This is a genomic window from Hydrophilobacter chitinilyticus, from assembly GCF_049860745.1.
In the GTDB taxonomy this organism is placed as follows: Bacteria; Pseudomonadota; Gammaproteobacteria; order Burkholderiales; family Burkholderiaceae_C; genus Rhodoferax_B.
Genome location: NZ_CP187561.1, coordinates 1325763 through 1350996 on the forward strand (window position 1 = coordinate 1325763; position 25234 = coordinate 1350996).

25 protein-coding genes are annotated in these 25234 nt (G+C 62.4%); 10 read left to right on the forward strand and 15 right to left on the reverse strand.

Features of this window, described 5'->3' with window-relative positions:
• Nucleotides 1-3 precede the first annotated feature (3 nt).
• The 9 genes from gspD to gspG form a co-directional block, all read right to left on the reverse strand.
• Nucleotides 4-2313 (reverse strand): type II secretion system secretin GspD, encoded by a 2310-nt coding sequence (gene gspD, locus ACPWMG_RS06015; RefSeq protein ID WP_483303747.1) that lies wholly within the window; start codon nucleotides 2311-2313, stop codon nucleotides 4-6.
• A 5-nt stretch (nucleotides 2314-2318) separates the two neighbouring features.
• Nucleotides 2319-3140 carry a type II secretion system protein N gene (gene gspN / locus ACPWMG_RS06020; protein WP_483303748.1) on the reverse strand — a complete coding sequence of 274 codons (822 nt, stop codon included), beginning with the start codon at nucleotides 3138-3140 and terminating at the stop codon, nucleotides 2319-2321.
• Nucleotides 3141-3174: 34 nt separating this feature from the next.
• Nucleotides 3175-3711 (reverse strand): type II secretion system protein GspM, encoded by a 537-nt coding sequence (gspM, locus tag ACPWMG_RS06025; RefSeq protein ID WP_483303749.1) that lies wholly within the window; start codon nucleotides 3709-3711, stop codon nucleotides 3175-3177.
• The gene (gene gspL / locus ACPWMG_RS06030) at nucleotides 3708-4997 is read right to left on the reverse strand and encodes a type II secretion system protein GspL (RefSeq protein WP_483303750.1); all 1290 of its coding nucleotides are present in this window, start codon (nucleotides 4995-4997) and stop codon (nucleotides 3708-3710) included. Before gspL ends, gspM begins: the two co-directional genes overlap by 4 nt.
• Nucleotides 4998-5042: 45 nt before the next feature.
• On the reverse strand, nucleotides 5043-6074 hold the full coding sequence (gene gspK / locus ACPWMG_RS06035; protein WP_483303751.1) for a type II secretion system minor pseudopilin GspK: 1032 nt from the start codon (nucleotides 6072-6074) through the stop codon (nucleotides 5043-5045).
• Nucleotides 6075-6133: 59 nt separating this feature from the next.
• Nucleotides 6134-6832 carry a PulJ/GspJ family protein gene (locus ACPWMG_RS06040; RefSeq protein ID WP_483303752.1) on the reverse strand — a complete coding sequence of 233 codons (699 nt, stop codon included), beginning with the start codon at nucleotides 6830-6832 and terminating at the stop codon, nucleotides 6134-6136.
• Nucleotides 6832-7188, reverse strand: a complete 357-nt coding sequence (gspI, locus tag ACPWMG_RS06045) for a type II secretion system minor pseudopilin GspI (protein ID WP_483303753.1) — start codon at nucleotides 7186-7188, stop codon at nucleotides 6832-6834. The genes ACPWMG_RS06040 and gspI overlap by 1 nt, the downstream gene beginning before the upstream one ends.
• The gene (locus tag ACPWMG_RS06050) at nucleotides 7185-7568 is read right to left on the reverse strand and encodes a type II secretion system protein GspH (protein ID WP_483305187.1); all 384 of its coding nucleotides are present in this window, start codon (nucleotides 7566-7568) and stop codon (nucleotides 7185-7187) included. Before ACPWMG_RS06050 ends, gspI begins: the two co-directional genes overlap by 4 nt.
• Before the next feature lie 121 nt (nucleotides 7569-7689).
• Nucleotides 7690-8145: a type II secretion system major pseudopilin GspG gene (gene gspG, locus ACPWMG_RS06055; protein ID WP_483303754.1), complete on the reverse strand. Its 456-nt coding sequence runs from the start codon at nucleotides 8143-8145 to the stop codon at nucleotides 7690-7692.
• A gap of 61 nt (nucleotides 8146-8206) precedes the next feature.
• On the opposite strand from gspG, the gene ACPWMG_RS06060 reads away from it, so the two are divergent.
• The gene (locus ACPWMG_RS06060; RefSeq protein ID WP_483303755.1) at nucleotides 8207-8755 is read left to right on the forward strand and encodes a type II secretion system protein N; all 549 of its coding nucleotides are present in this window, start codon (nucleotides 8207-8209) and stop codon (nucleotides 8753-8755) included.
• Between the two features lie 15 nt (nucleotides 8756-8770).
• On the opposite strand, the gene ACPWMG_RS06065 is transcribed toward ACPWMG_RS06060, so the two are convergent.
• The 4 genes from ACPWMG_RS06065 to ilvA all read right to left on the reverse strand — a co-directional run bounded on the left by ACPWMG_RS06065 (nucleotide 8771) and on the right by ilvA (nucleotide 12399).
• Entirely contained in the window at nucleotides 8771-9247 is a 477-nt protein-coding gene (locus ACPWMG_RS06065; protein ID WP_483303756.1) for a hypothetical protein, read from the reverse strand.
• A 147-nt stretch (nucleotides 9248-9394) separates the two neighbouring features.
• Nucleotides 9395-9946 carry a histidine phosphatase family protein gene (locus ACPWMG_RS06070; RefSeq protein ID WP_483303757.1) on the reverse strand — a complete coding sequence of 184 codons (552 nt, stop codon included), beginning with the start codon at nucleotides 9944-9946 and terminating at the stop codon, nucleotides 9395-9397.
• Between the two features lies 1 nt (nucleotide 9947).
• Nucleotides 9948-10775 (reverse strand): adenosylcobinamide-GDP ribazoletransferase, encoded by an 828-nt coding sequence (locus tag ACPWMG_RS06075; RefSeq protein WP_483303758.1) that lies wholly within the window; start codon nucleotides 10773-10775, stop codon nucleotides 9948-9950.
• 7 nt (nucleotides 10776-10782) lie between these two features.
• Nucleotides 10783-12399 (reverse strand): threonine ammonia-lyase, biosynthetic, encoded by a 1617-nt coding sequence (ilvA, locus tag ACPWMG_RS06080; protein WP_483303759.1) that lies wholly within the window; start codon nucleotides 12397-12399, stop codon nucleotides 10783-10785.
• 578 nt (nucleotides 12400-12977) lie between these two features.
• On the opposite strand from ilvA, the gene ACPWMG_RS06085 reads away from it, so the two are divergent.
• Nucleotides 12978-13427: an OsmC family protein gene (locus ACPWMG_RS06085; RefSeq protein ID WP_483303760.1), complete on the forward strand. Its 450-nt coding sequence runs from the start codon at nucleotides 12978-12980 to the stop codon at nucleotides 13425-13427.
• Between the two features lie 13 nt (nucleotides 13428-13440).
• On the opposite strand, the gene coq7 is transcribed toward ACPWMG_RS06085, so the two are convergent.
• Together coq7 and ACPWMG_RS06095 are read right to left on the reverse strand one after the other, a co-directional pair.
• On the reverse strand, nucleotides 13441-14085 hold the full coding sequence (gene coq7, locus ACPWMG_RS06090) for a 2-polyprenyl-3-methyl-6-methoxy-1,4-benzoquinone monooxygenase (RefSeq protein WP_483303761.1): 645 nt from the start codon (nucleotides 14083-14085) through the stop codon (nucleotides 13441-13443).
• 121 nt (nucleotides 14086-14206) lie between these two features.
• Complete coding sequence (locus ACPWMG_RS06095) at nucleotides 14207-15466, reverse strand: porin (protein WP_483303762.1); 1260 nt, start codon at nucleotides 15464-15466, stop codon at nucleotides 14207-14209.
• A 458-nt stretch (nucleotides 15467-15924) separates the two neighbouring features.
• Here ACPWMG_RS06095 and ACPWMG_RS06100 point away from each other — a divergent pair, with 458 nt between their 5' ends.
• The 8 genes from ACPWMG_RS06100 (at nucleotide 15925) to ACPWMG_RS06135 (ending at nucleotide 25210) form a co-directional block, all read left to right on the forward strand.
• Complete coding sequence (locus ACPWMG_RS06100; protein WP_483303763.1) at nucleotides 15925-17028, forward strand: porin; 1104 nt, start codon at nucleotides 15925-15927, stop codon at nucleotides 17026-17028.
• A 270-nt stretch (nucleotides 17029-17298) separates the two neighbouring features.
• Nucleotides 17299-17925, forward strand: a complete 627-nt coding sequence (locus ACPWMG_RS06105; protein WP_483305188.1) for a DUF3047 domain-containing protein — start codon at nucleotides 17299-17301, stop codon at nucleotides 17923-17925.
• A 229-nt stretch (nucleotides 17926-18154) separates the two neighbouring features.
• On the forward strand, nucleotides 18155-19135 hold the full coding sequence (locus ACPWMG_RS06110; protein ID WP_483303764.1) for an ABC transporter permease: 981 nt from the start codon (nucleotides 18155-18157) through the stop codon (nucleotides 19133-19135).
• A gap of 1 nt (nucleotide 19136) precedes the next feature.
• Nucleotides 19137-20402: a M20 aminoacylase family protein gene (locus ACPWMG_RS06115; protein WP_483303765.1), complete on the forward strand. Its 1266-nt coding sequence runs from the start codon at nucleotides 19137-19139 to the stop codon at nucleotides 20400-20402.
• Between the two features lie 63 nt (nucleotides 20403-20465).
• Nucleotides 20466-22043, forward strand: a complete 1578-nt coding sequence (locus tag ACPWMG_RS06120) for an ABC transporter substrate-binding protein (protein WP_483305189.1) — start codon at nucleotides 20466-20468, stop codon at nucleotides 22041-22043.
• A 134-nt stretch (nucleotides 22044-22177) separates the two neighbouring features.
• Nucleotides 22178-23089, forward strand: coding sequence for an ABC transporter permease (locus tag ACPWMG_RS06125; RefSeq protein ID WP_483303766.1), 912 nt, complete (start codon nucleotides 22178-22180; stop codon nucleotides 23087-23089).
• A 91-nt stretch (nucleotides 23090-23180) separates the two neighbouring features.
• On the forward strand, nucleotides 23181-24149 hold the full coding sequence (locus ACPWMG_RS06130) for an ABC transporter ATP-binding protein (RefSeq protein WP_483303767.1): 969 nt from the start codon (nucleotides 23181-23183) through the stop codon (nucleotides 24147-24149).
• The gene (locus tag ACPWMG_RS06135) at nucleotides 24146-25210 is read left to right on the forward strand and encodes an ABC transporter ATP-binding protein (protein ID WP_483303768.1); all 1065 of its coding nucleotides are present in this window, start codon (nucleotides 24146-24148) and stop codon (nucleotides 25208-25210) included. The genes ACPWMG_RS06130 and ACPWMG_RS06135 overlap by 4 nt, the downstream gene beginning before the upstream one ends.
• Nucleotides 25211-25234: the final 24 nt, after the last annotated feature.

The window sequence follows — 25234 nt, forward strand, 5'->3', positions numbered from 1 at the left end:
GGCTTAACGCAGGGGCTCGGCAGCGGGGATAGTGCCGTCCTGACGCTGGTCAACGCTGATGCCCATGGGCTTGGGCGGGTTTAGCGCGGGGCGGCCACCGGGTGGGGTTGTGTTGGCTGCGGGGTTGACCGGGCTCAGGATAGGTGCGTCCTTGACCGGCAGCATGGCGTTTTCTGCGGGCTGGTTGCGCTCTTGCACGCCGCGCATCAGGTCGTAGCGGTCCATCGACATGGCGTTGGTTTCGGTCGTATCGCGCATCACCACCGGGCGCAGGAACACCATCAGGTTGGTTTTCTTGCGCGAGCGGGCTTCGCTTTTGAACAACTGGCCGAGCACCGGCACGTCGCCGATATAGGGCACCTTGTCCTGGTTGCCCGCGTATTCGTCTTGCAGCAGGCCGCCGATGACGACGATGTTGCCGTCGTCCACCAGCACGGTGGATTCAATCGAGCGCTTGGTGGTGGTAGGGCCGTTGCTGTTCAACTCGGTGCCCGACTTCACGCTCGACGTCTCTTGGTAGATCACCAGTTTGACAGTGCCGTTTTCGTTGATCTGCGGCTTCACGCGCAGCGTCAGGCCAACGTCTTTGCGTTCTACCGTGGTGAACGGGTTGACCGAGCCGTTGCTGGAGTTGTTGCTGGTGTACGAGCCGGTGACGAAGGGCACGTTTTCGCCAATGACGATCTTGGCCTCTTCGTTATCCAGCGTCAGCAGGTTGGGCGTGGACAACACGTTGCCGTCGCCATTGGTCTGCAGGTAGTTGGCCAGGAAGCCCAGCACGTAGACACCAGCGGTCTTGCGCACCACGCCCAGGTTGCCGCCGGTGGACGGCAGCGTGGTGCTGCTGGACAGGCTGGAGCCGTTCAACGCCAGGTCGATGATGTTGGCCGTGCCGCCGGTGCTGAAGTTGGTGCCCAGCACGCCAATGGTCTTGCTGTTCGAATTGCCCAGCACGCCCTGCCACTGAATGCCGAACTGCGCGGCCTTCTCGGCGTTGACTTCGACGATCAAGCTTTCTACCAGCACCTGCGCGCGGCGGCCGTCGAGTTGGTCGATCACGGCGCGGATCTGCCGGTACTGCGGCTCGGGCGCGGTGATGATCAGCGAGTTGGTGCTTGGGTCGGCCTGGATCTGGCCGCCGGTGGAGGGCTGGTTGCTGTTGCTGCTGTTCAGCGTGGGCCCGGAGTTGCCAGCGCTGCTGGTCGAACTGCTGGTGCCGGTGTTCAGGCTGGTGTTCATGGTAGAGCCGCCCAGGCTGGACGAACTCAGGCCGCTGCTGCTGGTACTGCTGCCGCCAGCGCTGCTGCCACCCATGCTGCCGCTGCTGATGGCTGCGCGCAGGGTGATGGCGAGCTTGGTGGCGTCGGCGTTCTTCAGGTAGACCACGTGGATGTTGCCCGTATCGGCGCCTTTGCCGTCGGGCCCTTGGGCGGCCGGTTGGTCCAGCCGCGCGATGAGGCTGCGCGCCAGGCTCAGGCGTGCGGGGTTGGCGGCGCGCAAGATCACGGCGTTGCTGCGGGGCTCTGCCAGCAAGGTAGTTTTGTACGACGAGTCGGTTTGCCCGGCGGTAGCGGCTGCTGCAGCCGTGGCACCGCCCGATTCCAGCAGGCGCGTGAGCAGCGGCACCAGGTCAGACGCAATCGCGTGGCGCAGCGGAATGACTTCGAGGTCGGTGGCGTTGGACACATCCGACGCCGCGATGATGCGGCTGATGCGGCTCAAGTTCTCGGCGTAGTCGGTGATCACCAGCGAGTTGTTGCCGGGGTTCACGTTGATGGTGTTGTTGGGGCTGATCAGCGGACGCAGCACCGGCACCAGGTTGTTGGCCGACTCGTAGTTCAGCTTGAAGATCTGCGTGACGATTTGGTTGCCAGCAGCACCGGCTGGGGTGCCGGCGGAAGACACCGTTTCAGGGCCGGCCTGCAGCTTGGCATCGGCCTCGGGCACGATCTTGTCCAGCCCGGCCGACTGCACCATGGTGAAGCCCTGCAAACGCAGCGCCGCCAGGAATTGGTTGTAGGCCACGCCGGGCGCCACGGGGCGCTCGGTGTTCAGGGTGATGGTGCCTTTGACGCGCGGATCCACCACCACGTTGCGCCCGGTGATGGCCGACATGGTGCGCGCCACGGCTTCGATCTCGGCGTTGGCAAAGTTCAGCGTGACGGGCTCGGTGCGTGCGGCAGGCGCTGCCACGCGACCATTGGCTTGCGCCCATGCATTGAAGGAAAAAGTGCCCGTCAGGCACGCTACCAATGCACAAGCAGCTACGGAAGTCATAGCGATTTGGTGGCGGCTGGAATCTGGCTTGGTCATTGCGGTTAACCCACTTGGAGAATGGAACGGTCGCCCTCGCGGCGGCCGAGAATGTTCAAAAGATTGGAGAGTGCGTTCAGATTGTCGGGGGCAGACGTGGCCTCCCCCCGAAAACGTAGTCGCCCGCCCACCCATTCACCGTTGCCGGTGAGTTGCAGCGGGCTGTTGGCCAACGTTTCGAGCTGCAGGCGCAGCGTGTTGCCGCCTGTCATGGTGACCCGGTAGCTGCCCATGGGTTTGACAGTGGACAGGCGCGACGAAATCGCTTGCGCCTCCAGTAACGCCAGGCCGCTCATTTGCAGTCGGCCCGCATTCACGTCGATCGACAGGGCTCGCGTGGACAACTGCAAAGCGCCCTCGGGCTGCAAGGTATTCCATGGCGTGCCCAGGCCCGCCAACAGGGCGGCGGGCAAGGCGGCGGTGGCATCGCTCAAGGTCACGTGGGCGCCGGCCCAGCGTGGCGCCAATGCGGCCTGCAGCGGTTGGGCCATGCAGCATTGGGCTTTCCAGGCGGTGCGCAGTGCGGGGCCACTGAGCGCCCAGCCCGGGCGAATTTGCCAAGTCAAACGTTCTGGCAAAGCCGTTTGATCGCGGCTGCCGGCGCCGCCGGTCAAGACCAGTTGCGCCGAGCCATCCCACACCGTGCCGCGTGGGTCGGCCAGGCTCACATGGCCTGCGCTGGCGCTGGCCACGGCCGCCGCCAGCCAACGCGCGGGCGCGAACAGCAGCAAAGCCACCAGCAGACCCAACACGGCGCCTGCAGTGGCCCAACGCCAAGCCGCGACGGGCGGCTGTGGATGGGCGGCAGACAAAAGGGAACGGCGCATTGATTTGAAAAACGTTAAGCGGCTTAGCAAGCGGTTAGCGCGACGGCAAGCTCATCACCAGGCTGCCGTCCCACGTGGGGCCGCTGGTCGGCACGGCGCCTGGGGTGCGCACCAGGCGCACCTCGGTGGGCAACGAGCGGGCGTTCACACGCGCTTGTGCCAGCCAGCGCGCCAGGGCGTCGGCCGAGGCGGCTTTGAGGTTGACGGTGGCGCGCTCGCCCACCACCTGCAATTCGCCGGTGGTGCCCAGGCGCTGGCGCACCGATGCTTCCAGCGCACGCAGCGCTTCTTCAAAACCCATCTTTGGCTGGCTCTGCAGGGTTTGCGCTTCGGCTTGCAGGCGCAGCATGGTTTGCAGTTGCGCATCCAGCGTGCGGTGTTGCGCTTCGGCGCTGCGCAAGGTGTTGAGTGCGGGCGCAAAGGCCAGCCACCACACCAGCGCGACCAACACAATGGCGGCGGCAATGGCCACACTGCGGCGTTCGCGCGGGGCCAGGCGCGTCCATTGCGCTTGCAGCGGCTGCAGGGTTTGGGTGAAGGTTGATGACATGTTGGAGGAGGTGGAACTCATGGCTGGGTACCCTTGGGTGCCGCCGGTTGCAGGATGAGCTGGCCGCCTTCGGTTTTGACACTGAAGCCGAGCGCAGCCAGTGAACCGGCCAAGGTGTCTCGCGCTTGGTCAAGCCCGGTGCCACGGAAGCTGCCGATGCCGTTGTTGAATTCCACGCCCGTCAGCGCAAAGCCTGCGGGCGCACCACCCTCAATGGTGGCGCTGGCCGTGCCCAGGGCGGACAACATGCCCTCCAGGTCATGTCCGGTCGAGGCGCCCGTGGCCTGGCGCAGCAGCACCAGTTCACGTTCCATCTGCACCGGCGCGTCGACCACCACTTTCACGTTCGGGAAGGTTTGCACCAGCGTGCTGCGCACGGCGTTGCGTTGCGCTTCCAGGCTGGCGGATTCTTTCCAGGCCCAGGCGTTCAGGCCCAGCACCTGCGCCACGATGAGCAGGCCAACGCCCCAGCGCGCGGCCCGCCACTGCGGTGCACGCAGGGCTTGCTGCAGCCACTGGGTGCCGCGCTTCATCATGCGGTTGCTGCCGGAGGCGTTGAACTCGAACTGCGCCAGATCCCAAGGGGAATGCGCGGCATCGACCCAGCGCTGGGCGTTGGTGCGCAGCACGGCGGGGTGGCCGCTGAGCTGTTCGGCCAGCGCGGCGACCAGCGGCTCGGCCACCAGCGGTGGCGGGGCGGCCTCAGATGCGGTCAAGGCCAGCGTGGTGGCGCTCAGCGGCAGCAGGCGCACACCGTGCGCGCTGGTGTGCACCAACTGCGCGTGTTCTGCCGTGCCCAGCGCCTGCAGGGGTTGTGGGGTGTCGTCGGGTGCCGGGGCGAATTCAGGCACGATGCGCAGCACCTGGCACTTGGCGGCTTCTAACGAGGCCAAGGCCGCGCGCAACCAGGCACGTTGGCACACCGCGACCCACACCGGCGCACCGTCTACGGCGCCGGGTTGCACGGCGAAGTGCAAGGTGTCGGGTTCTTCGAGCAGGCGGTCTTCGAGCAGGCCTTCGAGTACTGCGCGCAAACGTGGCGTGCCGGTGCTGCTGGACAAGGCACTGCGCGGCAGGCTGCCACGTGGCAATTCCAGCCTGTGCCATGACAAGGCCTGCACTGGCACTACCGCGACAACGGCGGTGGCCGTAGCGGCGTTTTTGCCTCGTGTGGGCAACACGGATGCCGGGGCACGGTCGTGTTGCGCCGGCGTGCGGTCGTCCTCCGTCCAGACGTAGTCGAACGGTGTGGCGGGGCTGAAGGCTTCGGCCGCGAGCGGCGGAAGCAGGACGATAAGCGTGCTCATGAACGGGATTGGTCGGCCATTGTAGAGAGGGGATGTGACGGTTCGTTACCGAGAGACGGTGGTGCTAGGGTTTGCCGCAGTGCGCTCGCGCCAGAGCGTGATAACCGTGGAGCCGCTGCGGTTGACCAGCGAATGCTCCACCACGGTCACGTCGCCCAAGCGCAGGCGGCCGTAAATTTCAAAGTAGCTGGAGGCCACGGCGAGACTACTGGCATCAGCACTTTCTATGCCGAGGCGTGTGGTGGCATCGCTCACGCTGCTGAACGGGTTGCGCGCGCGTGCTGCCTCGGCCTGCTGCGCGCCATTGCGGCCCAGGTTGGACAGCACGGCGGCCAGCACTTCGGGCGGCGCGGTGTTGAGGTTGACCGGCGTGGCGGTGGGCAGCACGGTGACGTAAGGTTCCAGCGCACGCACGGTGTTGAGCGACAAACCCAACCAGGTGAGTTGACTGGTGCGCTGTGGCAGGAGTGGTGCGGTGCTGGCGGACGCTGCATCGCTGGCGCTTGAATTTGAGGCTGAGGCTGTTGAGCCTGTAGAAGCGGTGGAACTGCCAGAGGCCGTGGACGCCCCGGTGGTGCTGTTGGCCATGCTCGCCACTTTGGCCAGACGCAGGTTTTCTGCCATCAGCGTCAATTCGCCCACGGGCAGGTTGAGCGACTCGAACAAGCGCTCAAATGCGGCGAATTGGGTTTCGGAAATCTTGGCGCCATCCACCAGGTTCAGCACGTTCATGCGCGACTGCGCGTCGATGATCTGGCCGGACAGGAAGGCCGCGTTGGCGGCATCTTCGCCGCCGTCGTCGCTGATCACGTGGTCGCGGTCGGCAGCCAGGAAGGTGGACAGGCGCGACTCCTGCAGCGGCACAGCCCAGGGTTCGCCCAGATGGTCGATGCTGTTGTTGCCACGGGCGCGGGCGTCTTCGCGCAAGATCAGGCGACCCCAGTCAAGGGCGCCGGTCAGCACCCAGGTGGTTTGCACGCGTGCACGTTCAGCGCTTTCGACTTCGACGCTGCGCCACTGTTGCCACAGCGAGGCGGCGGCCAGTGTGGCGACCAGGGCGACCGTCAGCATCGCCATCAGCAAGGCTGCACCGCGCTGAGGGCGGTGAGTGCGTTGATTTGAGGACCTGCTCGTCGTCATGACTTGCCGCCCCCCACCGTGGGCCGCACCCAGTCAATGGTGAGATTGCCCGAGATGGCTTGACCCGTAGGCAGCGACAGCTCTAACCGCACACCGCGCGGAATGGCGGCGTCCAACTGGGCTGCAGCGTTGTTGTTGGCGTTGGCAGCAGTGTTGGTATTGCCGGTGCTGGAGAGCGGATTGGTCCAGGTGTTGTCGCGGAAGAAGAAGATGCGCCAGTCGGCTATGGGCGTGACCACCACCTCGCGGCGCTTCTGCTCTTCACCGGGGTTTTGCGCCCACAGCGTGGCTTGCTCCCAGGCTTGGGCGCGCTCGGCGCGGGTCTGCACGGGCGGGCTTTGCCAGCGCAGCCATTGGTCTTGGCCATTGATGTTGCGCCGTGCCCAGGCCACCACCAGCGGGCCGTTGTCGGCCGGGTTGGTGCTCAGGCGCAGCATGCGCAGGCTGCGGCCGTCCCACTCGATGGGCGTGGTGCCGGCCAGGTCGACCACGGCGTCGAGGTCGGCCTTCCATTGCCCCAGACCGGCTTGCAGGGCCAGCACGTCATCGGCGCGTTGTTGGGTTTGCTGCTGGGTGCGCACCATGGTGTCCAGGCCTTGCCAGCTCAGCACCGCCAAGATGGCCATGACGGAGAGGGCGACGAGCAGCTCGACCAGGGTGAAGCCGTGTTGTGGCTGGTGCTGTACGCGAGCCATCAGTAGCGCCCCACGATGGTGGTCAAACGCAGCACGGGTGTCGCGCCGCTCATCACCAGCGCGTCCACGCGGCGAAAGCTTGGATTGGGGGTGGGGCGCACCGATACGTTGACTTGCATGGCTTGCCCGCCTTGTTCGCACGCCTGGCTGCTGTCGCCCACGTTGGGCATTTGGGTGGACAGGCGTACCTTCACCAACTCGTTTTCGGCGCAGAGTTGCGCCAGCAGCACATCGGACTGGCGTTGCGCATTCGTGGTGAGCGCGCTGCTGGCGCGCAGCCCGGCGAGCAGCGCCACGGCGACGATGCCCAGCGCCACCAGCACTTCGACCAGCGTGAAGCCGCGATTGTTTTTCACGGCGGCAGCACCTTGAAGGGGCGCACACCGTCAGTCACCACGCGCAGAATCTGCCCAGGCTGTTGCGATGACGCCAGGCGCACCTCTTGCGGCGGGATGATGGGCTCGGGCCCAAGCAGCAACACCGCGCCGGGTGTGGCGATGGTGTCGGCCGCGAGCCATTGGCCGGGCGAGTTGCCGCCCGCCAAGCCTTCAAAACGAAACCCCTCGGGCATCACACGCCAACGCACCATTACCCCGCTGGCGCGCGACTGGGCGCGGGCGGCGTCCAGCAAGGCGGCCAAGCGGTCGGCGTCGCGGGTCAGCAGGGTTTGGCTGTTGTCGCGTATCGCAAAGCCCACGCCAGCACTCGCCAGCGCGACGATGGCGACGACCACCATCAGCTCCAGCAAAGTGAAGCCGCGTGTCTTGGTGATCGGGAAGCGGAAGTGGCGCAAGGTGCGTTCTGCCCTGAGGCGGGCTGGGCTGCGGTAAATGCTGAAAGGCTGAAGGCCGGGTGGCTTACTGCCAACTGCCGATGTCGGCGTTTTTGCCTTCGCCGCCCGACTGGCCATCGGCACCGAACGACATCACGTCAATCTCACCTTTGATGCCGGGGTTCAGGTACTGGTAAGCTCGGCCCCAGGGGTCGTTGGGCAGCTTGTCGATGTAGGGCTTCCAGTTGGGCGGAATGGGGTTGACGCTGGGCTTGGTGACCAGAGCCTGCAGGCCTTGCTCACCCGTGGGGTAACGTTGGTTGTCCAGGCGGTAGAGCTTGAGGGCTTGCATCAGGTTGTTGACGTCGGTGCGCGCGGCGGTGGTGCGCGCATCGTCGGCGCGGTCGAGTACGTTGGGCACGATGAGCGCGGCCAACACACCAATGATGACCAGCACCACCATCAATTCGATCAAGGTGAAGCCGCGTTGAAGTCCGCGTTCAAGGCCGTGGTGCAAGCGAGTGGAAACAGATTTAGGCATGTCGGAAAGTGCTGTGGTGGGGCGCAACAAAATGGTCATTGCCTTCCATCATAATCGGCGCATGTTACTGAATATGCAGGATGGTGCCGGCGCACGCTGGCGGGTACGCGGCGTGACCTTCGTGGTCTGGGCTGCTGCATTGGCCAGCGTGGTGTTTTGGGGGCTGAAAGCCACCTCGTCGCCCGGTGGCCCGCAGGCCGCAGTGATGCCCGCGGCGGTGGCGCCCGTCGACTCAAATCAAGTCGCGCGCTTGTTGGGTGCACGCGCGGTGCAGGTGGCGACGGTGGCAGCACCTAATCGATTTGTATTGATAGGGGTTATCACGGGGGCGCCGCATGGTGCCGCGCTGATCGCCATCGACGGCCAGCCGGCCAAGCCGTTTCGCGTGGGTGGCGCATTGGAGCAAGACCTGCTGCTGCAATCGGTGTCGCCACGCCGTGCGGTGCTGGCGCGCAGCATGGACGGCCCGGCGGTCGCCACACTGGAAGTGCCGCTGCCGAAGAATACGGGCCCGAGCGGCATGCCCGTCGCGGTGCCTACGCCTGCGGCCATGCCGATGCCGGGTCCGCAAGCGATCCCGATTCCGGCCGAAGTCACGACTGGTAGCTAAGCCTGTACCGGTTGGTCACGGCAAGTCGGCGAACTCTAGTTTGACGCTGGCCGACGCAGCCGCCTTTTCAAGCTCGGTGGTGTCTGCGGGACGGCCTACCATCAAGATGGTGGTATTTGTTTTGGCTTGTGCAGCAGCCCAAGCGCGTAGCGCAGCTTGTACGGTTGCGGCATTGATCTCAAGGTTTGACCCCGTCACCGCGACCGTTGCCGCTGAGCCACTGCGCAACATCTGCACAATCTGATCGGCAGCATTGGACGACGTGCCCACTTTGAGTGAGGCCACGATCATCTGATTGGAAATGGCATTGCTTGAGGCAGGCACCTCTACCAAGAGCAATCGTCCTTTACTGGCCCAGGGTGCAATTGCGGCCGTCTTCTGGCTCATCGTGGGTGGCGCGGCAGCTTGGGGGCCGGCGCAGGCGCTGAGCAAAGTGCAAATCACCAGTAGTAGGGTGCTCAAACTTTGGCGGTAAGACAGGGTGCTAAGCATGATGGCTCTCCTGGGAGGCAAATGCAGAACATGGCATTTGAAGGGTGCCGACATGTGTAGACCAAGCGGAATGTTGGTGAGGCGGCTGCCGCACCATATACCTGTCACCGGTCTGTCGCAAGTTGAGCTGCTATGAGGCGGGCCGCGTTAGCCGAAGTTCAGCACAACGTACTCGCCGAATCCGGGCCCTTGTTGCGGCCATTGGTCGGCACGGTCACAAGTCATTTGCCCCTGTTCGATCAAGCTGGCTGCGCGGGCCACACCGGCGTGGCTGATCCACAAGGTGTCGCGGCCGCTGCTGCGCACATCGTCTAGCGCCGAGGCTACGCGGGCCATGAAGGCTCGCAGTGTCTCGCCGCCACCGGGGGCGTAGGTTGCGAAGTTGTCTGTCCAGGCTGCCAGTTCTTGGGGGCCGATGGCGTCCCATGGCATGCCTTCCCAACGGCCGAAGTTCATCTCCATGAGGCGTGCATCAGCGTTTGATGCCAAATCGGGCCTTAGCGCTACCAGATCAAGCGCAAGCTGCTCACATCTTTGTAGCGGTGAACAGGTGGTGATCAAGCCTTGAGGAAGGGCTTGGGCTAACTGGCGTGCGGCGTGTTGGGTGCCTTGTATGTCGGCCGCCACGTCGAGCTGGCCGTAGCAAGTGCCCGCCGCGATCAGCGGGGCTGCATGGCGGGCGATCCACAGCCTCGGCATGTCAACGCGCCAAAGAAGAGACGGTAAGGGCGGCGCCGAGGTAGAACGCGATCTCGCACAACTGTTGCGTGGCGCCGAGCCCGTCGCCGGTAAAGCCTTGGATGCGGCGGGCCAGGAGGCGGCGCATCCATACCAGGGCAAATAAGCTGCAGGAGCCAGCCGTACCTATAAACAGAGCACCTTGCAGCACCACAGCAAGTGTCAGTGGCACAACACACCACAACAGCGCGACGGCCAGCGCCGCGTTGGTCATTTGATCGGCCAGTGGTTTGCTCTTCGATGTGGCGGTATCGCCCACGTGCGGCAAGGTACGCACCAAGACCAGCGGGCACCAGCGCGACCAGACGTGGCCCGCACCGAGCGCGGTCAACAAGGCGGTGAGACTGTGCGCGCCCAGCAGCGCGAGCAAGGCCACTTTGGTGAGCAACGCCAGCACCAGCGCGATGGCGCCGTACGCGCCGATGCGCGAGTCCTTCATGATGTCGAGCGCGCGCGTTTTGTCAGCGCTGCCGCCCAGGCCGTCGGCCACGTCGGCCAAACCGTCTTCGTGGAAGGCGCCGGTAAGCCACACGGTGGCTGCGGTGCACAGCACGGCCGCCACCAACGGGCCGTAGGGCAAGTGGCCCCACAACACACTGCAGATGGCGGCCACGGCGCAGGCGAAAGCCGCCACCAACCAACCCACACCCGGAAAATGCGCCGCGCTGGCGCGCAACATCGCCGGGCTGAAACCCACCCACGCGCCTAACCGGCCGGTGACCGGAATGCGCGTGAAGAACTGCACCGCCAGCAAGTAGTGGCGGATGAAGTTGCCAGTGGGCTGCTGCACGAAGGGTTTAGCTCCGCAAGAACAACTGGTAGGCCGGGTTGCTGGTTTCTTCGATGTAGGGGTAGCCCAGCGAGTCGAGGAATTTCTGGAACGCCTTGTTGTCCGCCACCGGCACCTGCACACCGACCAGGGTGCGGCCGTAGTCCGAGCCTTGGTTGCGGTAGTGGAACAGGCTGATGTTCCAGTTGGGGCGCATCATCGACAGGAACTTCAGCAACGCGCCGGGCCGCTCGGGGAACACGAAGCGCAGCAAGCGCTCGTCGTGCGCCAGGCCGCTCAGGCCGCCGACCATGTGGCGCACGTGTTCCTTGGCCAGCTCGTCGTGGGTCAGATCCAGCGTTTTGAAGCCTTGTTTGCTGAAGTTGCGCGCGATCTTGGCCGACTCGCCCGCGCCATGCGTCGTCAAGCCGACAAAAATGTGGGCGCGTTGCGCGTCGCTGATGCGGTAGTTGAACTCGGTGACGTTGCGCGGGCCGCCGGGTAACGAACCCACGGCTTCGCAGAAGCGGCGGAAGCTGCCGCGTTCTTCGGGAATGGTGACGGCGAACAGGGCTTCGCGTTCTTCACCCACTTCGGCACGCTCGGCCACGAAGCGCAGGCGGTCGAAGTTCATGTTGGCGCCGCACAAAATCGCGGCGTAGGTTTCGCCCTTGGTTTTGTGCGTGGCAGCGTATTGTTTGATGGCGGCCACAGCCAGCGCGCCCGAGGGTTCGACGATGCTGCGGGTGTCGACAAAAATGTCTTTGATGGCGGCGCAGACGGCGTCGGTGTCGACCGTGACGTAGCCATCAACCAGGTTGCGCGCCACACGGAAGGTCTCTTCACCCACCAGTTTCACGGCGGTGCCGTCGGCAAACAGGCCCACATCGGGCAGCGTCACGCGCTTTTTGGCGTTGACGGACTGCAGCATGGCGTCGGAATCGACGGTTTGCACACCGATCACCTTGATCTCGGGGCGCACGGCCTTGATGTAGTTGGCTACGCCAGAGATCAAGCCGCCGCCGCCAATGGCGACGAACACCGCGTCGAGTTTTTGCGAACCCAGGCTTTGCAGCTGGCGCAGGATTTCCATGGCGATGGTGCCTTGGCCGGCGATGACGTCCGGGTCATCAAACGGGTGCACAAACGTCAGGCCCTCTTTCTTTTGCAGCACCAGGGCGTGTTGGTAGGCGTCGGAATAGCTGTCGCCAAACAACGCCACTTCGCCGCCCAGGCCGCGCACGGCGTCCACTTTCACGCTGGGGGTGGTGGTGGGCATCACGATGACGGCGCGGCAGCCAAGCTTGTGGGCGCTCATGGCCACACCTTGGGCGTGGTTGCCAGCGGACGCGCAAATCACGCCGCGCTTCAATTGATCGGGCGTGAGGTGCGCCATCTTGTTGTAGGCGCCGCGCAGCTTGAAGCTGAACACGGGTTGCTGGTCTTCGCGCTTCAACAGCACCGTGTTGTGGATGCGCTTGCTCAGGTTTTTGGCGGGCTCCAGCGCCGATTCAACGGCCACGTCGTACACGCGCGCGGTCAAAATCTTCTTGAGGTAGTCGGCCGGGGTGAGGGGTTTGGCGCGTGCGGGCGTGCGTGGCGCGGCTTTGGCGCTGGGCTTAGAAGATGTAGGTGCGGGCTTCATGGTCTTGTGCGAAACGGGACAATCTGAGAACGTATTTACGATCTATTGGGGGTCACGCAAATGGTGTTTCGGGATGAGATGCGAGGCGCAAAGACGAAGCCAAGGCTTCTGCCTTGGCTGGCTTTGCAACAAAGCAGCTCGCCCGAAAGGCCATTTGCCCTCTGGGTTGAGATGAAATCGGGCGATTTGCCCGCCATAGCCCTTGCATGGGCAGGGAGCCCATGCTGCGGTCTCTGACAGCCAACTCGTCCCGATTGCATCTCAACGTGGCCACCAATAGATCGTAAATACGTTCTTAGGACTTTGTGAGCCTTCGATCATAGAACGCCGCCGCAACTGGCTTGAAAACGGGCGCACAAAGAAAAAAGCCCCGAGTCTTGCAACTCGGGGCTAAATCCACCTTTTCGGAGGGTGGAGGAGACAAACGGGGCACAAACCAAAGTGTTTGTGCGATGGGATAGAGTATATCGTTTGTTTGTTGCGTTGCAACATGTTGCGCAAATACGACTGTGATTTTGTTGGCATTATTAGCAATTGTGGATGGCAACAAGCCGAATTAATCAACCGAAAGAAAAGCAATGGAATGCACAGTGACTTGGACGGGCGCCTCGGGAACGCGCTCTGGAATGGGTTTTGTGGCCGAGACGGGCAGCGGCCATGTTTTGATGATGGACGGCGCACCAGATGCCGCCAAACCTGAAAACGGCGGACAAAACCTTGCGCCACGTCCGATGGAAACCGTGCTGGCCGGCACCGGTGGCTGCACGGCCTATGACGTGGTGCTGATCTTGAAGCGTGGCCGCCATGACGTGCGCGGCTGCTCGGTCAAGCTGACATCGGAGCGCGCAGACGTTGATCCGAAGGTGTTTACCAAGATCAACATGCACTTCACGGTGACCGGCAAAGGCATTCCAGCCCAAGCGGTGGAGCGCGCGGTGGCGCTGAGCCATGAGAAATATTGTTCCGCCAGCATCATGTTGGCGAAAACTGCCGAGATCACCACCAGCTTTGAGGTGCTGGAGGCTTAAACCCAGCTAAGGTTTAGACGTAGTGCGCCGTGCGTGTCATCACGCGCCCGGCGGCATGCATCAAAGCCCGCACCGGTTTGGGTAACACCACGCCGCCGGCCTCGATGGCTTCGTCGGCATGGCGTGCTTCGTCTTCCTTCATTTGTGTGACGATGGCGCGTGAGGCGTGGTCGGCAGGAGGCAGGCGGCGCAGGTGGCTGTGCAAATGCGCCTCCACTTGGCGCTCGGTTTCGGCCACAAAACCGAGGCTGACTTTGTCGCCGCCCAGTTTGCCAGCGACGAAACCCAATCCGAACGCCCCCGCGTAGAACAACGGGTTCAACAGGCTGGTACGCGAGCCCAGTTCGTTGAGCCGCTGGCGTGTCCAAGCCAGATGGTCGGTTTCTTCGTCTGCGGCATGGTCAAAGTGGCGGCGCAGGGCGGAATCCTTGGTGGCCAACGATTGGGCGGTGTACAGCGCCTGCGCGCAGACTTCGCCGGTATGGTTCACGCGCATCAGTGCGGCAGCATGTTTTTTTTCAACTGCGGAGAGCGTGGTGGCTTCGCTGTGCTGGGCCGGGTTGGCGCGGCTGGCGTGTGGCAGGGAGAAAACGGTGCGCAGGGCGGCATCGGCGGTGCTCAGCACCTGGTCGAGTGTTGGAAGGGAAGGTTTTGGCATGCCGATGGCCTCCAGTTCGGATCAATGCCGAACTGTAACCCCAGGCCGCCCCACATTCGTGGGCCCATAAAAAATCCCCCTTGCGGGGGATTGGAGAGTTTATGGCGGACCTGCAGCTTGCTTAGAAGCGGTGGCGAATGCCGAACGCCAGGCTGGTGGCGTCGGTGCCCGCAGAGGCGGTCACGCCACCAATGTAGCCGTTGCCACCAGGCGCGTCTTGCGAGGTGTTTTTGTTGTTGAAGCGGGTCACGATGACGTTGACATCGGTGCGCTTGGAGAACGCATACCCGTAGGCCGCGCCGTAGGAGTTGCGGTCTGCATTGAACGGACGCTTGTCGTTCATGCTGTTATAGGCCACCGTGAAGGTGTGCGGGCCGGTCATGTAGCGATAGCCAATTTGGTACAGCGCGGCGTCCTGCTTGAAGCCGTTGATGTAGGCGTTTTGCACGGCGGCTGCGGCTGTTGCACCGATGGTGCCCGCCAGCGTGGCGCCAATGGTCGACAGGCCTGTTGGGTTGTCGTCCTTGATGGTGGCGTAAACCGCCGACAGTGTGCCGAACTCACCGAGCTTCACGTTGGCGCCTGCAATGGCGTTGGTCAACGACTTGTTGCCCAGTTCGTTGTTGCGGGTGTTGTAGCCACCGCCAAATGAGAACATCTGGGCCTCGTACATGGCCATCACGCCCCACAAGCGGCCGGCCGAGTTGTTGCCTGCGACTTCGCCCAGGGCATACATGGCGGTTGCGGTCAATCCGTCTTTCTTGATGCCGTATTGCAGTGCGTTGCTGACGCGGATGTCAAACGATGCAGGAATGGCGACCAACTGGCCGAGTGCCAGGCTGGATTCGGTCTTCATCACGTCAAAGGCTGCAGATGCCAAGTAGCCTGGGGTGTATTGGCGGCCAGCGGTGACGGCACCCACTGGGGTTACCAAGCCCACAAAAATTTGCCGATCGAATGGCGCATTGTTCAGGTTCACGCCCACGCTGGTGCCAATCTGCGCGGCCACTGCGGTAACGGCTGGCTGCAGTGCGGCTGGCAGCCCGAGCGATGTAGCGCTGCTGAGGCGATCAGGCAACTTGCCGGCCGATGGGGGGCGGTTGGAACTGGTGCCGGTGTCGGCTTCGACGCGTGCTTCCATGGTGAAGATCGAGCGGTAGCCACCGCCCAAGTCTTCAGAGCCGCGCAGACCCCAGCGCGATCCTTCCATGATCCCGCTGGAGACCTGCGTTTGCGAACCACCGGGGAGGCCGGAGACGTGGGTGATGCCCGCGTCCAAAATACCATACAGCGTGACGTTGTCGACTGGTGTGCCTTGGGCCATTGCCAGGGACGAGGTACCTGCCAAGATTGACAGGGTAAGCAGATTTAATTTTTTCATAGCGATTCAGGTTCTGTACAAATACACCGGGAGAAACAAGACAGGGGACATGCCTGCACATGGTTTCGCGTTTGTCTCTAATGGCCGCCAGTCTGGTCAGCTGCGCAAATACTAGACGGCAAAGAATTGATGCAAATATGGGGGTCACCCGCATGTTGTGTTTTTCATGACATGGGATGAACATGAATCACTTAGGTGCTTGACCAAACGTATCAATTTGTTCTTGTGCCGCAGCTATTTTGGCAAACGGTGGGGTGAAATCCGGCGGCTCTTCTTCAGGAGGCCTGCATCAGGTTTAACTGTTGTTTATCGTCAACAAAGAGTCTTTTTTCGGCCGCGTTTCTGGGATTGAAGCGTCGGCTCTGGTGTAATCCAGAAAGCTTCTGAAACAAAGAGGCGGCGTCGAGGTAACGGCAGGACTGTTCACCCGGCATGTATCAATCTTTGGAGAATATTGAATGAAAAAGTCCCTCATCGCTCTGGCCGTGCTGGCAGCCTCCGGTGCAGCCATGGCGCAGTCGACCGTCACCTTGTACGGTGTGGTTGATGCCTTCGTGAGCTCGACCAAGAACACGACCTTTGCTGTTACCAACGGCGTCGTGACCTCTTCGCGTATCGCTCAAACCGGTGTTGGTTCCGGTGGCCAAAACGGTAGCCGTTGGGGCATCCGTGTTAAGGAAGATCTGGGCGGTGGCTTGGCTGCTGTTGCAACGATCGAAGCTGGTATCAACGCCGACACCGGCACGTCCGCTCAAGGCAACCTGCCTTACGGCCGTCAAGTGTTCGTGGGCCTGAGCAGCGGTTTGGGTACCGTGTCCCTGGGTCGTCAATATTCCGCATATGACGACATCCACGGAACCACGTCCGCTCAGCTGAACAACGCTTTTGACGTGTCCCTGGGTTCCGCCTACCAATTGACGCCTGCCCTGGTTGCTGGCGCTCAATCCGGTACGGTTGCCGGTGCAGTTGCATTCGCAAACGCCCTGTCTAGCGGTGTTGGCGCATGGGTTTCGTACGGCAACGCCCGTGTGAACAACAGCATCAAGCTGCAATCTGCTAGCTTCGCTGGCTTCTCGGGTGCTTTGGTTTACGGCTTTGGCGAAAACAAGACCGCTACCACCAGCGCTACGTACGACGTGTCGGCTAACCTGAAGTACGCTAACGGTCCTCTGTTGATCGCTTTGGCTTACCAAGAAAACCAAATCGACAACAACGCAGTGACCGGCAAGTTCAAGCTGCAAAACACCTTGTTGGGCGCTACGTTCGACGCTGGCTTTGCTAAGTTCTTCGGTAACTACAACCAAGCCAAGTTCACGAACCTGGACGCTGCTGACGAATACGCAATCGGCGCTGCCATTCCATTCGGCGCTCTGACGCTGGTTGGTCAATACGCTTACTCGAAGAGCGACGACCTGGGCAAGAACACCGGCTACGGTATCGAAGCTTGGTACGACCTGAGCAAGCGTACGCGCGCTTACACCTCCTTCGCTACCGCGAAGAAGGAAATCCTGAACGACCAACGCAACCAAGTGTTCGCAGTTGGCGTGCGCCACTCGTTCTAATTTGTTAGTTGGTCTCGTACCAACAGCAAGTTGAATGTCAAAACCACCAGTTTTCGGACTGGTGGTTTTTTTTTGCCGCAAGGAAGGCAGATGACTAAATGTTTCGGTTTGGCAGCTTTGTTGTCTGCATTGCTGGTGGGCTGCGGTTCGTTGGTTGGGTCTGGTGATGGCTTTCCCACGTCTAGCCAAGCAGGGAGTGCGGCTGAGAATGTTGCCGCGGAGGAAACCTCGCAAGAAGCAGAGGCAGAAGCAAGTGCCACTGCAGTTCCGATGGCGCCGATTGCGGGGTGGCAACACGTGTCGTTCCCCGGAAAAACGGCCACCCAATTTGCATCTGTGCAGCACGCAGGGCGCTCTGATGTGGTTGCTGCTTACGCTTCGTCGTCGGCCAGCATGCTGCGGCGCAAATTGCGTGTGGCGCCTGACGATCTGGATCAAATCACCTTTTCCTGGATGGTGCCGCAACTGAATACGACGGCCGATCTCAGCCTGCGCGATAAAGACGATGCCGTGGTGCGCGTGGTGCTGGCTTTTGAGGGGGATCGCAGCCGTTTATCGCTCAAAGACCAGATGTTGTCGGAGCTAGCCCTGGCGCTGACCGGCGAAGAAATGCCCTACGCCACATTGATGTACGTTTGGTGCAACCGCAACAAGGTCGGGCACATCATTCACAGCCCGCGCACTGGTCGCATCCGTTCGATGGTGGTCGAGTCGGGACCCGCGCGCCTGAACCAGTGGTTGGACTACAAGCGAGACATCCGTGCCGACTATGTCGCAGTGTTTGGCGAGCCCCCTGGTGCATTGATTGGCGTCGGCATCATGACCGACACCGACAACACACGCACGCGCACCCGCTCGTGGTACGGTGCCGTCGAGGTGACCTCCAAAAACGATTGATGGCTGCGGAAGAACGGTTGACGTTCTGAAGCTCGGGAATTCACGTAGACGGCATGCACTGAAAAGGCGCGCCGGGGGCGTACGATCATTGGTTGTAGCAAATCGCGTCCAAAACTGTTTGATAGGTTGTGCTGTCAAAGCTGGACCGGAAATTGCTTCAGATGTAAATTAAATTTGCATTCCCCACGAGCGGGGCCTGGTGGTTTTCCTTGGAAGGATTGATTCCCCGATGCTGACGTTTATTCTGCGCCGGTTGATGCAGGCCGTGTTGGTGATGGTGGCCGTGGCGTTCATTGCTTTCCTGTTGTTTCAATACGTGGGCGACCCCGTCGTCTTCCTACTGGGCCAAGACGCGCGGCCCGAGCAAATCCGCGAACTGCGTTCGGCTTTGGGGCTGGATCGGCCGTTCTTCGTACAGTTCTGGATTTTCCTGATGAACGCCGCGCAAGGCGAGTTTGGCCTGAGCCTGCGGCTCGGCGCCAAGGTGTCGCGCTTGATTGGGGAACGCTTCCCGGCCACGCTGGAACTTGCCCTGGTGGCCGCCGTGCTGGCGCTGCTGGTCGGTGTGCCGATGGGCGTCTACGCGGCCTTGCGCCGAGGCCGTTTTCTGAGCCAACTGTTCATGACGCTCTCGCTGCTCGGCGTGTCGCTTCCCACCTTCCTGATCGGCATTTTGTTGATCCTGGTGTTCTCGGTCTGGCTCGGCTGGTTTCCCAGCTTTGGCCGGGGCGAAACGGTGCAGTTTGGCTGGTGGACTTCCGGCCTGATGACACGCGACGGCTGGATCCACATCGTGCTGCCAGCCGTGACCTTGGCGGTGTTCCAACTCACGTTGATCATGCGGCTGGTGCGCTCCGAAATGCTCGAAGTGCTGCGCACCGACTTCATCAAGTTTGCCCGTGCGCGTGGCTTGCCCAGTCGCACCATTCATTTCGGCCACGCGCTGAAGAACACGCTGGTGCCGGTGCTCACCATCACCGGTTTGCAACTCGGTGGCTTGATTGCGTTTGCCATCATCACCGAGACCGTTTTCCAATGGCCCGGCATGGGTTTGTTGTTTATCCAGGCGGTGACCTATGCCGATATCCCCGTCATGGCGGCGTATCTGTGCCTCATCGCCTTGGTGTTTGTGGTGATCAACCTGGTGGTTGATCTTTTGTATTTTGCGGTCGACCCCCGTTTGCGTTTGGGTCGTCCAGGAGGTCATTGACATGCAGGGAACCACCCTGAAAGCGAATGGGCGCGTGTTTGCGCACATCGCTCAGTTTTATCCAGAGTTGTCCGCCTTTCGGCGCGACTTGCACGCCCACCCCGAGCTGGGTTTTGAAGAGATCTACACATCGGGCCGCGTCGTACAGGCGCTGAAGGCCTGTGGTGTGGACGAGATCCACACCGGCATCGGCAAGACCGGTGTCGTGGCCGTAATCAAAGGCCGCAGCGATACCCGCGGCAAGATGATCGGCCTGCGCGCCGACATGGACGCCTTGCCCATGACCGAGACCAACGACTTCGCCTGGAAGTCGTCAAAAAATGGTCTGATGCACGGCTGCGGCCACGACGGCCATACCGCCATGCTGGTGGGCGCCGCGCGCTACCTGGCCGAGACGCGTAACTTCGACGGCACGGCGGTGTTGATCTTCCAGCCCGGCGAAGAAGGCTACGCCGGTGCCAAAGAGATGATCAAAGACGGCCTGTTCGACCGCTTCCCGGTGCAGTCGGTCTACGCCATGCACAACTGGCCCGGCATGCGCCCCGGCACCGTGGGCATCAACCCTGGCGCCATGATGGCAGCCGCCGACCGTATCACCATTGAAGTGACGGGGCGGGGCGGCCACGGCGCGCACGCCTACCAGACCATCGACCCGGTGCTGGCCTCGGCGCACATCATCACCGCCGTGCAAAGCATCGTGTCGCGCAACGTGCGGCCGATCGACAGCGCGGTCATCAGCATCTGCGCCGTGCAAGCGGGCGACTTGGGCGCCATGAGCGTGATCCCCGGCAAGGCCACCATGGTGGGCACGGTGCGCACCTTCAACCCGTCGGTGCAAGAGATGGTGATCCGTCGCTTGAACGAAGTCTGCAGCGCCGTGGCCCTGGGCTTTGGCGCCACGGCGTCGGTGCACTACGAAACCATTTACCCGGCCACCATCAACACCACCGCCGAGGCGCTGTTTGCCGGTGATGCGGCCGAGGCCCTGGTGGGCCCGGAGAACGTGGTGCGCAACATGGAGCCCAGCATGGGTGCCGAAGACTTCTCGTTCATGTTGCAGGTCAAGCCGGGTGCGTATTTCCGCATCGGCCAGGGCGCCGAAAACGGCGTCGGTGCCTGCTACCTGCACAACAGCCGCTACGACTTCAACGACGACATCTTGCCGCTGGGTGCGGCCATGCACGCCAGCCTGGCCGAGCGCTACATGCCATTGGCTACCGCAACGACAGAAGCCAGCGCCTCTGCCGATGCCAACTCTTTTTCCTGAGCCTAGTTTTCTTCCCCCCTGTTGATTTCCCTGTTTACCAACGACGAAGGACTTGCGATGACGATGAGAACGAAATCCGCTGCAACCGTATTGGCGCTGGTGGCTGCGCTCGCTGCTGCCGGCGTGAATGCACAAACCATCCGCGTGGCCAACCAAGGCGACGCCTTGTCGATGGATCCGCACTCGCTCAGCGAGAGCTTGCAGTTCAGCATCACAGGCAACGTCTACGAACCTTTGGTGGGCCGCAACAAAGACCTTAGCCTGGCCCCGGCGTTGGCGACCAGTTGGAAGCAAACCTCGCCCACCGTGTGGCGCTTTGAGTTGCGCAAAGGCGTGAACTTCCACGACGGTACGCCGTTTACGGCCGACGATGTGCTGTTCTCCCTGGCCCGTGTGAGCGGTGAAGGCTCTGACTTGAAGAGCTACACCAACGACGTCAAATCCGTGCGCAAGATCGACGATTACACGGTCGACATCGAAACCACCGAGCCGTTTCCCATCCTGCCCGACGTGTTCACGCTGGTCTACATGATGAGCAAGAAGTGGTGCGAAACCAATAACGCCACCAAGCCGGTAGACCGCCGCAAGGGCATTGAAAACACCGCCTCGTTCAAGGCCAACGGCACCGGCCCGTACCGTCTGCGTGAACGCCAGCCGAATGTGCGCACCACGTTCTCGCGCAACGCCGCCTACTGGGGCAAGATCGAAGGCAATGCCCAAGAAGTGGTCTTCACCCCCATCGGCAACGACGCCACGCGTGTGGCCGCGCTGTTGTCTGGCGAAGTGGACGTGATGGAACCCGTGCCAGTGCAAGACATTGCACGCGTCAACAGCAGTCCCAACACCAAGGCCGTGACCGGCCCCGAGCTGCGCACCATCTTCCTGGGCATGGACCAGAAGCGTGATGAGTTGCTGTACTCCAGCGTCAAAGGCAAGAACCCGTTCAAAGACAAACGTGTGCGCCAGGCCTTCTACCAGGCGATCGACATCGATGGCATCCAAAAGACCGTGATGCGCGGCGCCTCTACGCCCACCGCCCTGATGATTGGCCCCGGCATCAACGGCTTCCTGCCAGAGCAAAACAAGCGCCTGCCTTATGACGTGGAAGCCGCGAAAAAGCTCATGGCCGATGCCGGCTACGGCGCGGGCTTTGAAGTCACCATGAACTGCCCGAACGACCGCTACGTGAACGACGGCCGCATTTGCCAAAGCGTTGCCGCCAACCTGGCGCGCATCAACGTCAAGATCAACCTGCAAGCCGAAACCAAGGGCACTTATTTCCCGAAGGTCTTGCGCCGAGACACCAGCTTCTACATGCTGGGTTGGACGCCAGCCACCTACGACGCGCACAACGCGTTGAATGCGCTGATGGCCTGCCCGGACGACAAAGGCACTGGTCAGTTCAATCTGGGTGCTTACTGCAACCCCAAGGTCGACGAGTTGATGAAGAAGATCCAGTCGGAAACCGACAAGACCAAGCGCAACGCCATGATCAAAGAAGCCTTTGACACTCACAGCGCCGACATCGGTCACCTGCCGCTGCACCAACAAGCTTTGGCTTGGGGCGTGAGCAAAAAGGTCACGCTGGTGCAGTTGGCCGACAACTTCATGCCGTTCAAGTGGATGAGCATCAACAAGTAAACAGCTAAATCAGCAAGCAGTGTCGTGCCACGCCTGGCCCGCCGGGCGTGGCGACTTTTAAGTTCGAATCACCTCTAACGTTTGGCCATGGGCAGGCTCCTTAATCAAGAGGCCCGCCCAGCCAGACCCGCACGATGAAAAAGCTTCTCGCACGCTGGCTCGACGGTGACGTGGGCTACAGCTTCCGGCATTCGCCTGTGGCCATAGGCTCGGCCCTGGTGGCCTTTATTTGTATTTTTGGCGCGGTGTTTGCCAACTGGGTGGCGCCGCACAACCCGTTTGATTTGAGTGCGCTGGAGCTGAACGACGCGCGCCTGCCGCCCGTGTGGCAAGAGGGCGGCACGGGCAAATATTTGCTCGGCACCGACGACCAGGGCCGCGACATTCTCTCCACGCTGATGTACGGCGCCCGTATCTCGCTGGTGGTGGGCTTTGCATCGGTGTTGCTGTCGGCCATCGTCGGCGTGGCCGCTGGTCTGGTGGCCGGCTTCAAGGGCGGCTGGGTCGACACCGCACTGATGCGGCTGTGCGACGTGATGCTGTCTTTCCCGCCCATTCTGGTCGCGTTGCTGATGGCCGGTGTGGGGCGCGCCCTGTTTCCCAATGCCGACACGGCGGTGGCCTTTGGCGTGTTGATCTTCTCCATCTCGCTCACCAAATGGGTGGACTACGCGCGCACCGTGCGCGGCTCTACGCTGGTGGAGCGCAACAAGGAATACGTGCAGGCTGCACGCATCACTGGTGTGTCGCCGCTGCGCATTCTGCGCCGCCACATCTTGCCGAATGTGATGGGCCCGGTCACGGTGCTGGCTACGGTGCAGGTGGCCACGGCCATCATCACCGAAGCGACGCTGTCGTTCCTGGGCGTGGGCGTGCCGGTGACCTCGCCATCGCTGGGCAGCCTGATCCGCATTGGCAACGACTACATGTTCTCGGGCGAATGGTGGATCACCTTGTTTCCCGGCTTGATGCTGGTATTGATTGTGCTGAGCGTGAACCTGCTGGGCGACTGGCTGCGCGACGCGTTGAACCCGCGTTTGAACTGATAAAGACTTGCTGATTTGCTATTGATTGAATAGCTGCCACCGTTAGCGCCATAAGCGCAAACGGCCTATTTTTCTTATAAAAATCACCACGATGTCGCTGCTGCAAGTACAGAACCTGATCGTTGAATTTCCTGGGCGGCGCGGCACTTTGCGGGCGCTGGACCATGTTTCGTTCGACATCGCGCCCGGCGAAATTTTGGGCGTGGTGGGCGAGTCTGGTGCGGGCAAGTCGCTCACCGGCGCGGCCATCATCGGCCTGCTGGAGCCACCGGGCCGCATTGCGGGTGGGCAAATTCTGCTGGAGGGTCAACGCATCGACCAGCTCGACGCCGAGGCCATGCGCCATATCCGTGGGCGGCGCATCGGCGCCATCTTCCAAGACCCGATGACCTCGCTCAACCCGCTCTACACCGTGGGCCGCCAGTTGACCGAAACCATCCTCGCGCACCTGCCGGTGACCAAGGCCGAAGCCCGCCGCCGCGCGATTGATTTGCTCGCAGACACTGGCATCCCCGCGCCCGAGCAACGCATCGACCACTACCCGCACCAGTTCTCCGGCGGCATGCGCCAGCGCGTGGTGATTGCACTGGCGCTGGCGGCCGAGCCCAAACTCATCGTCGCCGACGAGCCCACCACGGCGCTCGACGTGTCCATCCAGGCGCAGATCATCCAGTTGCTGAAGAAGGTTTGCCGCGAGCGTGGTGCCGCCGTGATGTTGATCACCCACGACATGGGTGTGATCGCCGAAACCTGCGACCGTGTGGCCGTGATGTACGCCGGCCGCGTGGCCGAAATCGGCCCGGTGCATGAAGTGATCAACCACCCCGCGCACCCCTACACCGCCGGCCTCATGGCCGCCATTCCCGACCCAATGGAAGACCGCGAAATGCTCAACCAGATCGATGGCAGCATGCCGCGCCTCAACGCCATTCCCACCGGCTGTGCCTTCCACCCGCGCTGCCCGCAAGTGTTTGACCGCTGCCATGTGGAACGCCCCGATTTGCTGGACGCAGGCCCCACACGCGCCGCCTGCTGGCTGCGCCAGGAGGCCACGGTATGAACACCCTCGTAGAACCCGCCGCCATCGCGGCTGAAGTTTCGGCCGCCACCACGACGACCAAGGTGGAAGCCCCGCTGATCCAGGTGCGTGACCTGGCGATGACGTTCGACGTCTCGGTGCCCTGGCTCAACCGCGTGTTGGAGCGCCGCCCGCGCCAATTGCTCAAGGCCGTGGACGGCGTGAGCTTCGACATCCCCAAAGGCAAGACCTTGTCGCTGGTGGGCGAGTCGGGCTGCGGCAAAAGCACCGTGGCGCGCCTGCTGCTCGGCTTGTACGAGCCCACGCGCGGTAGCTTCACCTTTGATGGGCAAGACGCCCACGCTGCCTTTAAAACGCCCGCTGGCAACGTGTTGCGCCGCCGTGTGCAGATGATTTTCCAAGACCCGTACGCCAGCCTGAACCCCCGCTGGACGGTGGAGGCCATCGTCGGCGAGCCTTTGACGGAGCACGGGTTGATCAGCGACCCCGTCGCCCTGCGGCAACGTGTGGGCGAACTGCTGGAGCAAGTGGGCCTGTCCGCCAACGACGGCGCCAAGTACCCGCACCAGTTCTCTGGCGGGCAGCGCCAACGCATCTCGATCGCTCGTGCCTTGGCCACCGAGCCCGAGTTTCTGGTGTGCGACGAGCCGACCTCTGCGCTCGACGTGTCGGTGCAGGCGCAGGTGCTCAACATCATGAAGGCGCTGCAGAAAAAGCGCGGGCTGAGCTACCTGTTCATTTCGCACAACCTGGCCGTGGTGCGCCACGTGAGCGACTACGTCGGCGTGATGTACCTGGGCCGCCTGATCGAAGTGGCCGACAAAGCCACGCTCTTCGCCACACCGCGCCACCCGTACACACGCATGCTGCTGGACGCCATCCCCAAGATGCACGCCACCGGCCGCGCTCGCACGCCGGTGCAGGGCGAAGTGCCCAACCCGCTGAACCCGCCCCCTGGCTGCGCCTTCAACCCGCGCTGCCCCTTGGCCAACGACCGCTGCCGCAACGAGCGCCCGGTCTTGCACGCGGCAGGCTCCACCCAAGTGGCTTGCCATGCGGTGGAAGAGGGGCGTGTTGTATAGCGTCAACCCGAATGACAGGTAGCT

What these genes read in the sequence shown, in the direction of transcription:
- gspD (WP_483303747.1), bottom strand. Translation starts at nt 2,313, where the DNA reads ATGACCAAGCCAGATTCCAGCCGCCACCAAATCGCTATGACTTCCGTA.
- gspN (WP_483303748.1), bottom strand. Translation starts at nt 3,140, where the DNA reads ATGCGCCGTTCCCTTTTGTCTGCCGCCCATCCACAGCCGCCCGTCGCG.
- gspM (WP_483303749.1), bottom strand. Translation starts at nt 3,711, where the DNA reads ATGAGTTCCACCTCCTCCAACATGTCATCAACCTTCACCCAAACCCTG.
- gspL (WP_483303750.1), bottom strand. Translation starts at nt 4,997, where the DNA reads ATGAGCACGCTTATCGTCCTGCTTCCGCCGCTCGCGGCCGAAGCCTTC.
- gspK (WP_483303751.1), bottom strand. Translation starts at nt 6,074, where the DNA reads ATGGCGATGCTGACGGTCGCCCTGGTCGCCACACTGGCCGCCGCCTCG.
- ACPWMG_RS06040 (WP_483303752.1), bottom strand. Translation starts at nt 6,832, where the DNA reads ATGGCTCGCGTACAGCACCAGCCACAACACGGCTTCACCCTGGTCGAG.
- ACPWMG_RS06050 (WP_483305187.1), bottom strand. Translation starts at nt 7,568, where the DNA reads ATGGTGGTCGTCGCCATCGTCGCGCTGGCGAGTGCTGGCGTGGGCTTT.
- gspG (WP_483303754.1), bottom strand. Translation starts at nt 8,145, where the DNA reads ATGCCTAAATCTGTTTCCACTCGCTTGCACCACGGCCTTGAACGCGGA.
- ACPWMG_RS06060 (WP_483303755.1), top strand. Translation starts at nt 8,207, where the DNA reads ATGTTACTGAATATGCAGGATGGTGCCGGCGCACGCTGGCGGGTACGC.
- ACPWMG_RS06065 (WP_483303756.1), bottom strand. Translation starts at nt 9,247, where the DNA reads ATGCTTAGCACCCTGTCTTACCGCCAAAGTTTGAGCACCCTACTACTG.
- ACPWMG_RS06070 (WP_483303757.1), bottom strand. Translation starts at nt 9,946, where the DNA reads ATGCCGAGGCTGTGGATCGCCCGCCATGCAGCCCCGCTGATCGCGGCG.
- ilvA (WP_483303759.1), bottom strand. Translation starts at nt 12,399, where the DNA reads ATGAAGCCCGCACCTACATCTTCTAAGCCCAGCGCCAAAGCCGCGCCA.
- ACPWMG_RS06085 (WP_483303760.1), top strand. Translation starts at nt 12,978, where the DNA reads ATGGAATGCACAGTGACTTGGACGGGCGCCTCGGGAACGCGCTCTGGA.
- coq7 (WP_483303761.1), bottom strand. Translation starts at nt 14,085, where the DNA reads ATGCCAAAACCTTCCCTTCCAACACTCGACCAGGTGCTGAGCACCGCC.
- ACPWMG_RS06095 (WP_483303762.1), bottom strand. Translation starts at nt 15,466, where the DNA reads ATGAAAAAATTAAATCTGCTTACCCTGTCAATCTTGGCAGGTACCTCG.
- ACPWMG_RS06100 (WP_483303763.1), top strand. Translation starts at nt 15,925, where the DNA reads ATGAAAAAGTCCCTCATCGCTCTGGCCGTGCTGGCAGCCTCCGGTGCA.
- ACPWMG_RS06105 (WP_483305188.1), top strand. Translation starts at nt 17,299, where the DNA reads ATGGCGCCGATTGCGGGGTGGCAACACGTGTCGTTCCCCGGAAAAACG.
- ACPWMG_RS06110 (WP_483303764.1), top strand. Translation starts at nt 18,155, where the DNA reads ATGCTGACGTTTATTCTGCGCCGGTTGATGCAGGCCGTGTTGGTGATG.
- ACPWMG_RS06115 (WP_483303765.1), top strand. Translation starts at nt 19,137, where the DNA reads ATGCAGGGAACCACCCTGAAAGCGAATGGGCGCGTGTTTGCGCACATC.
- ACPWMG_RS06120 (WP_483305189.1), top strand. Translation starts at nt 20,466, where the DNA reads ATGAGAACGAAATCCGCTGCAACCGTATTGGCGCTGGTGGCTGCGCTC.
- ACPWMG_RS06125 (WP_483303766.1), top strand. Translation starts at nt 22,178, where the DNA reads ATGAAAAAGCTTCTCGCACGCTGGCTCGACGGTGACGTGGGCTACAGC.
- ACPWMG_RS06130 (WP_483303767.1), top strand. Translation starts at nt 23,181, where the DNA reads ATGTCGCTGCTGCAAGTACAGAACCTGATCGTTGAATTTCCTGGGCGG.
- ACPWMG_RS06135 (WP_483303768.1), top strand. Translation starts at nt 24,146, where the DNA reads ATGAACACCCTCGTAGAACCCGCCGCCATCGCGGCTGAAGTTTCGGCC.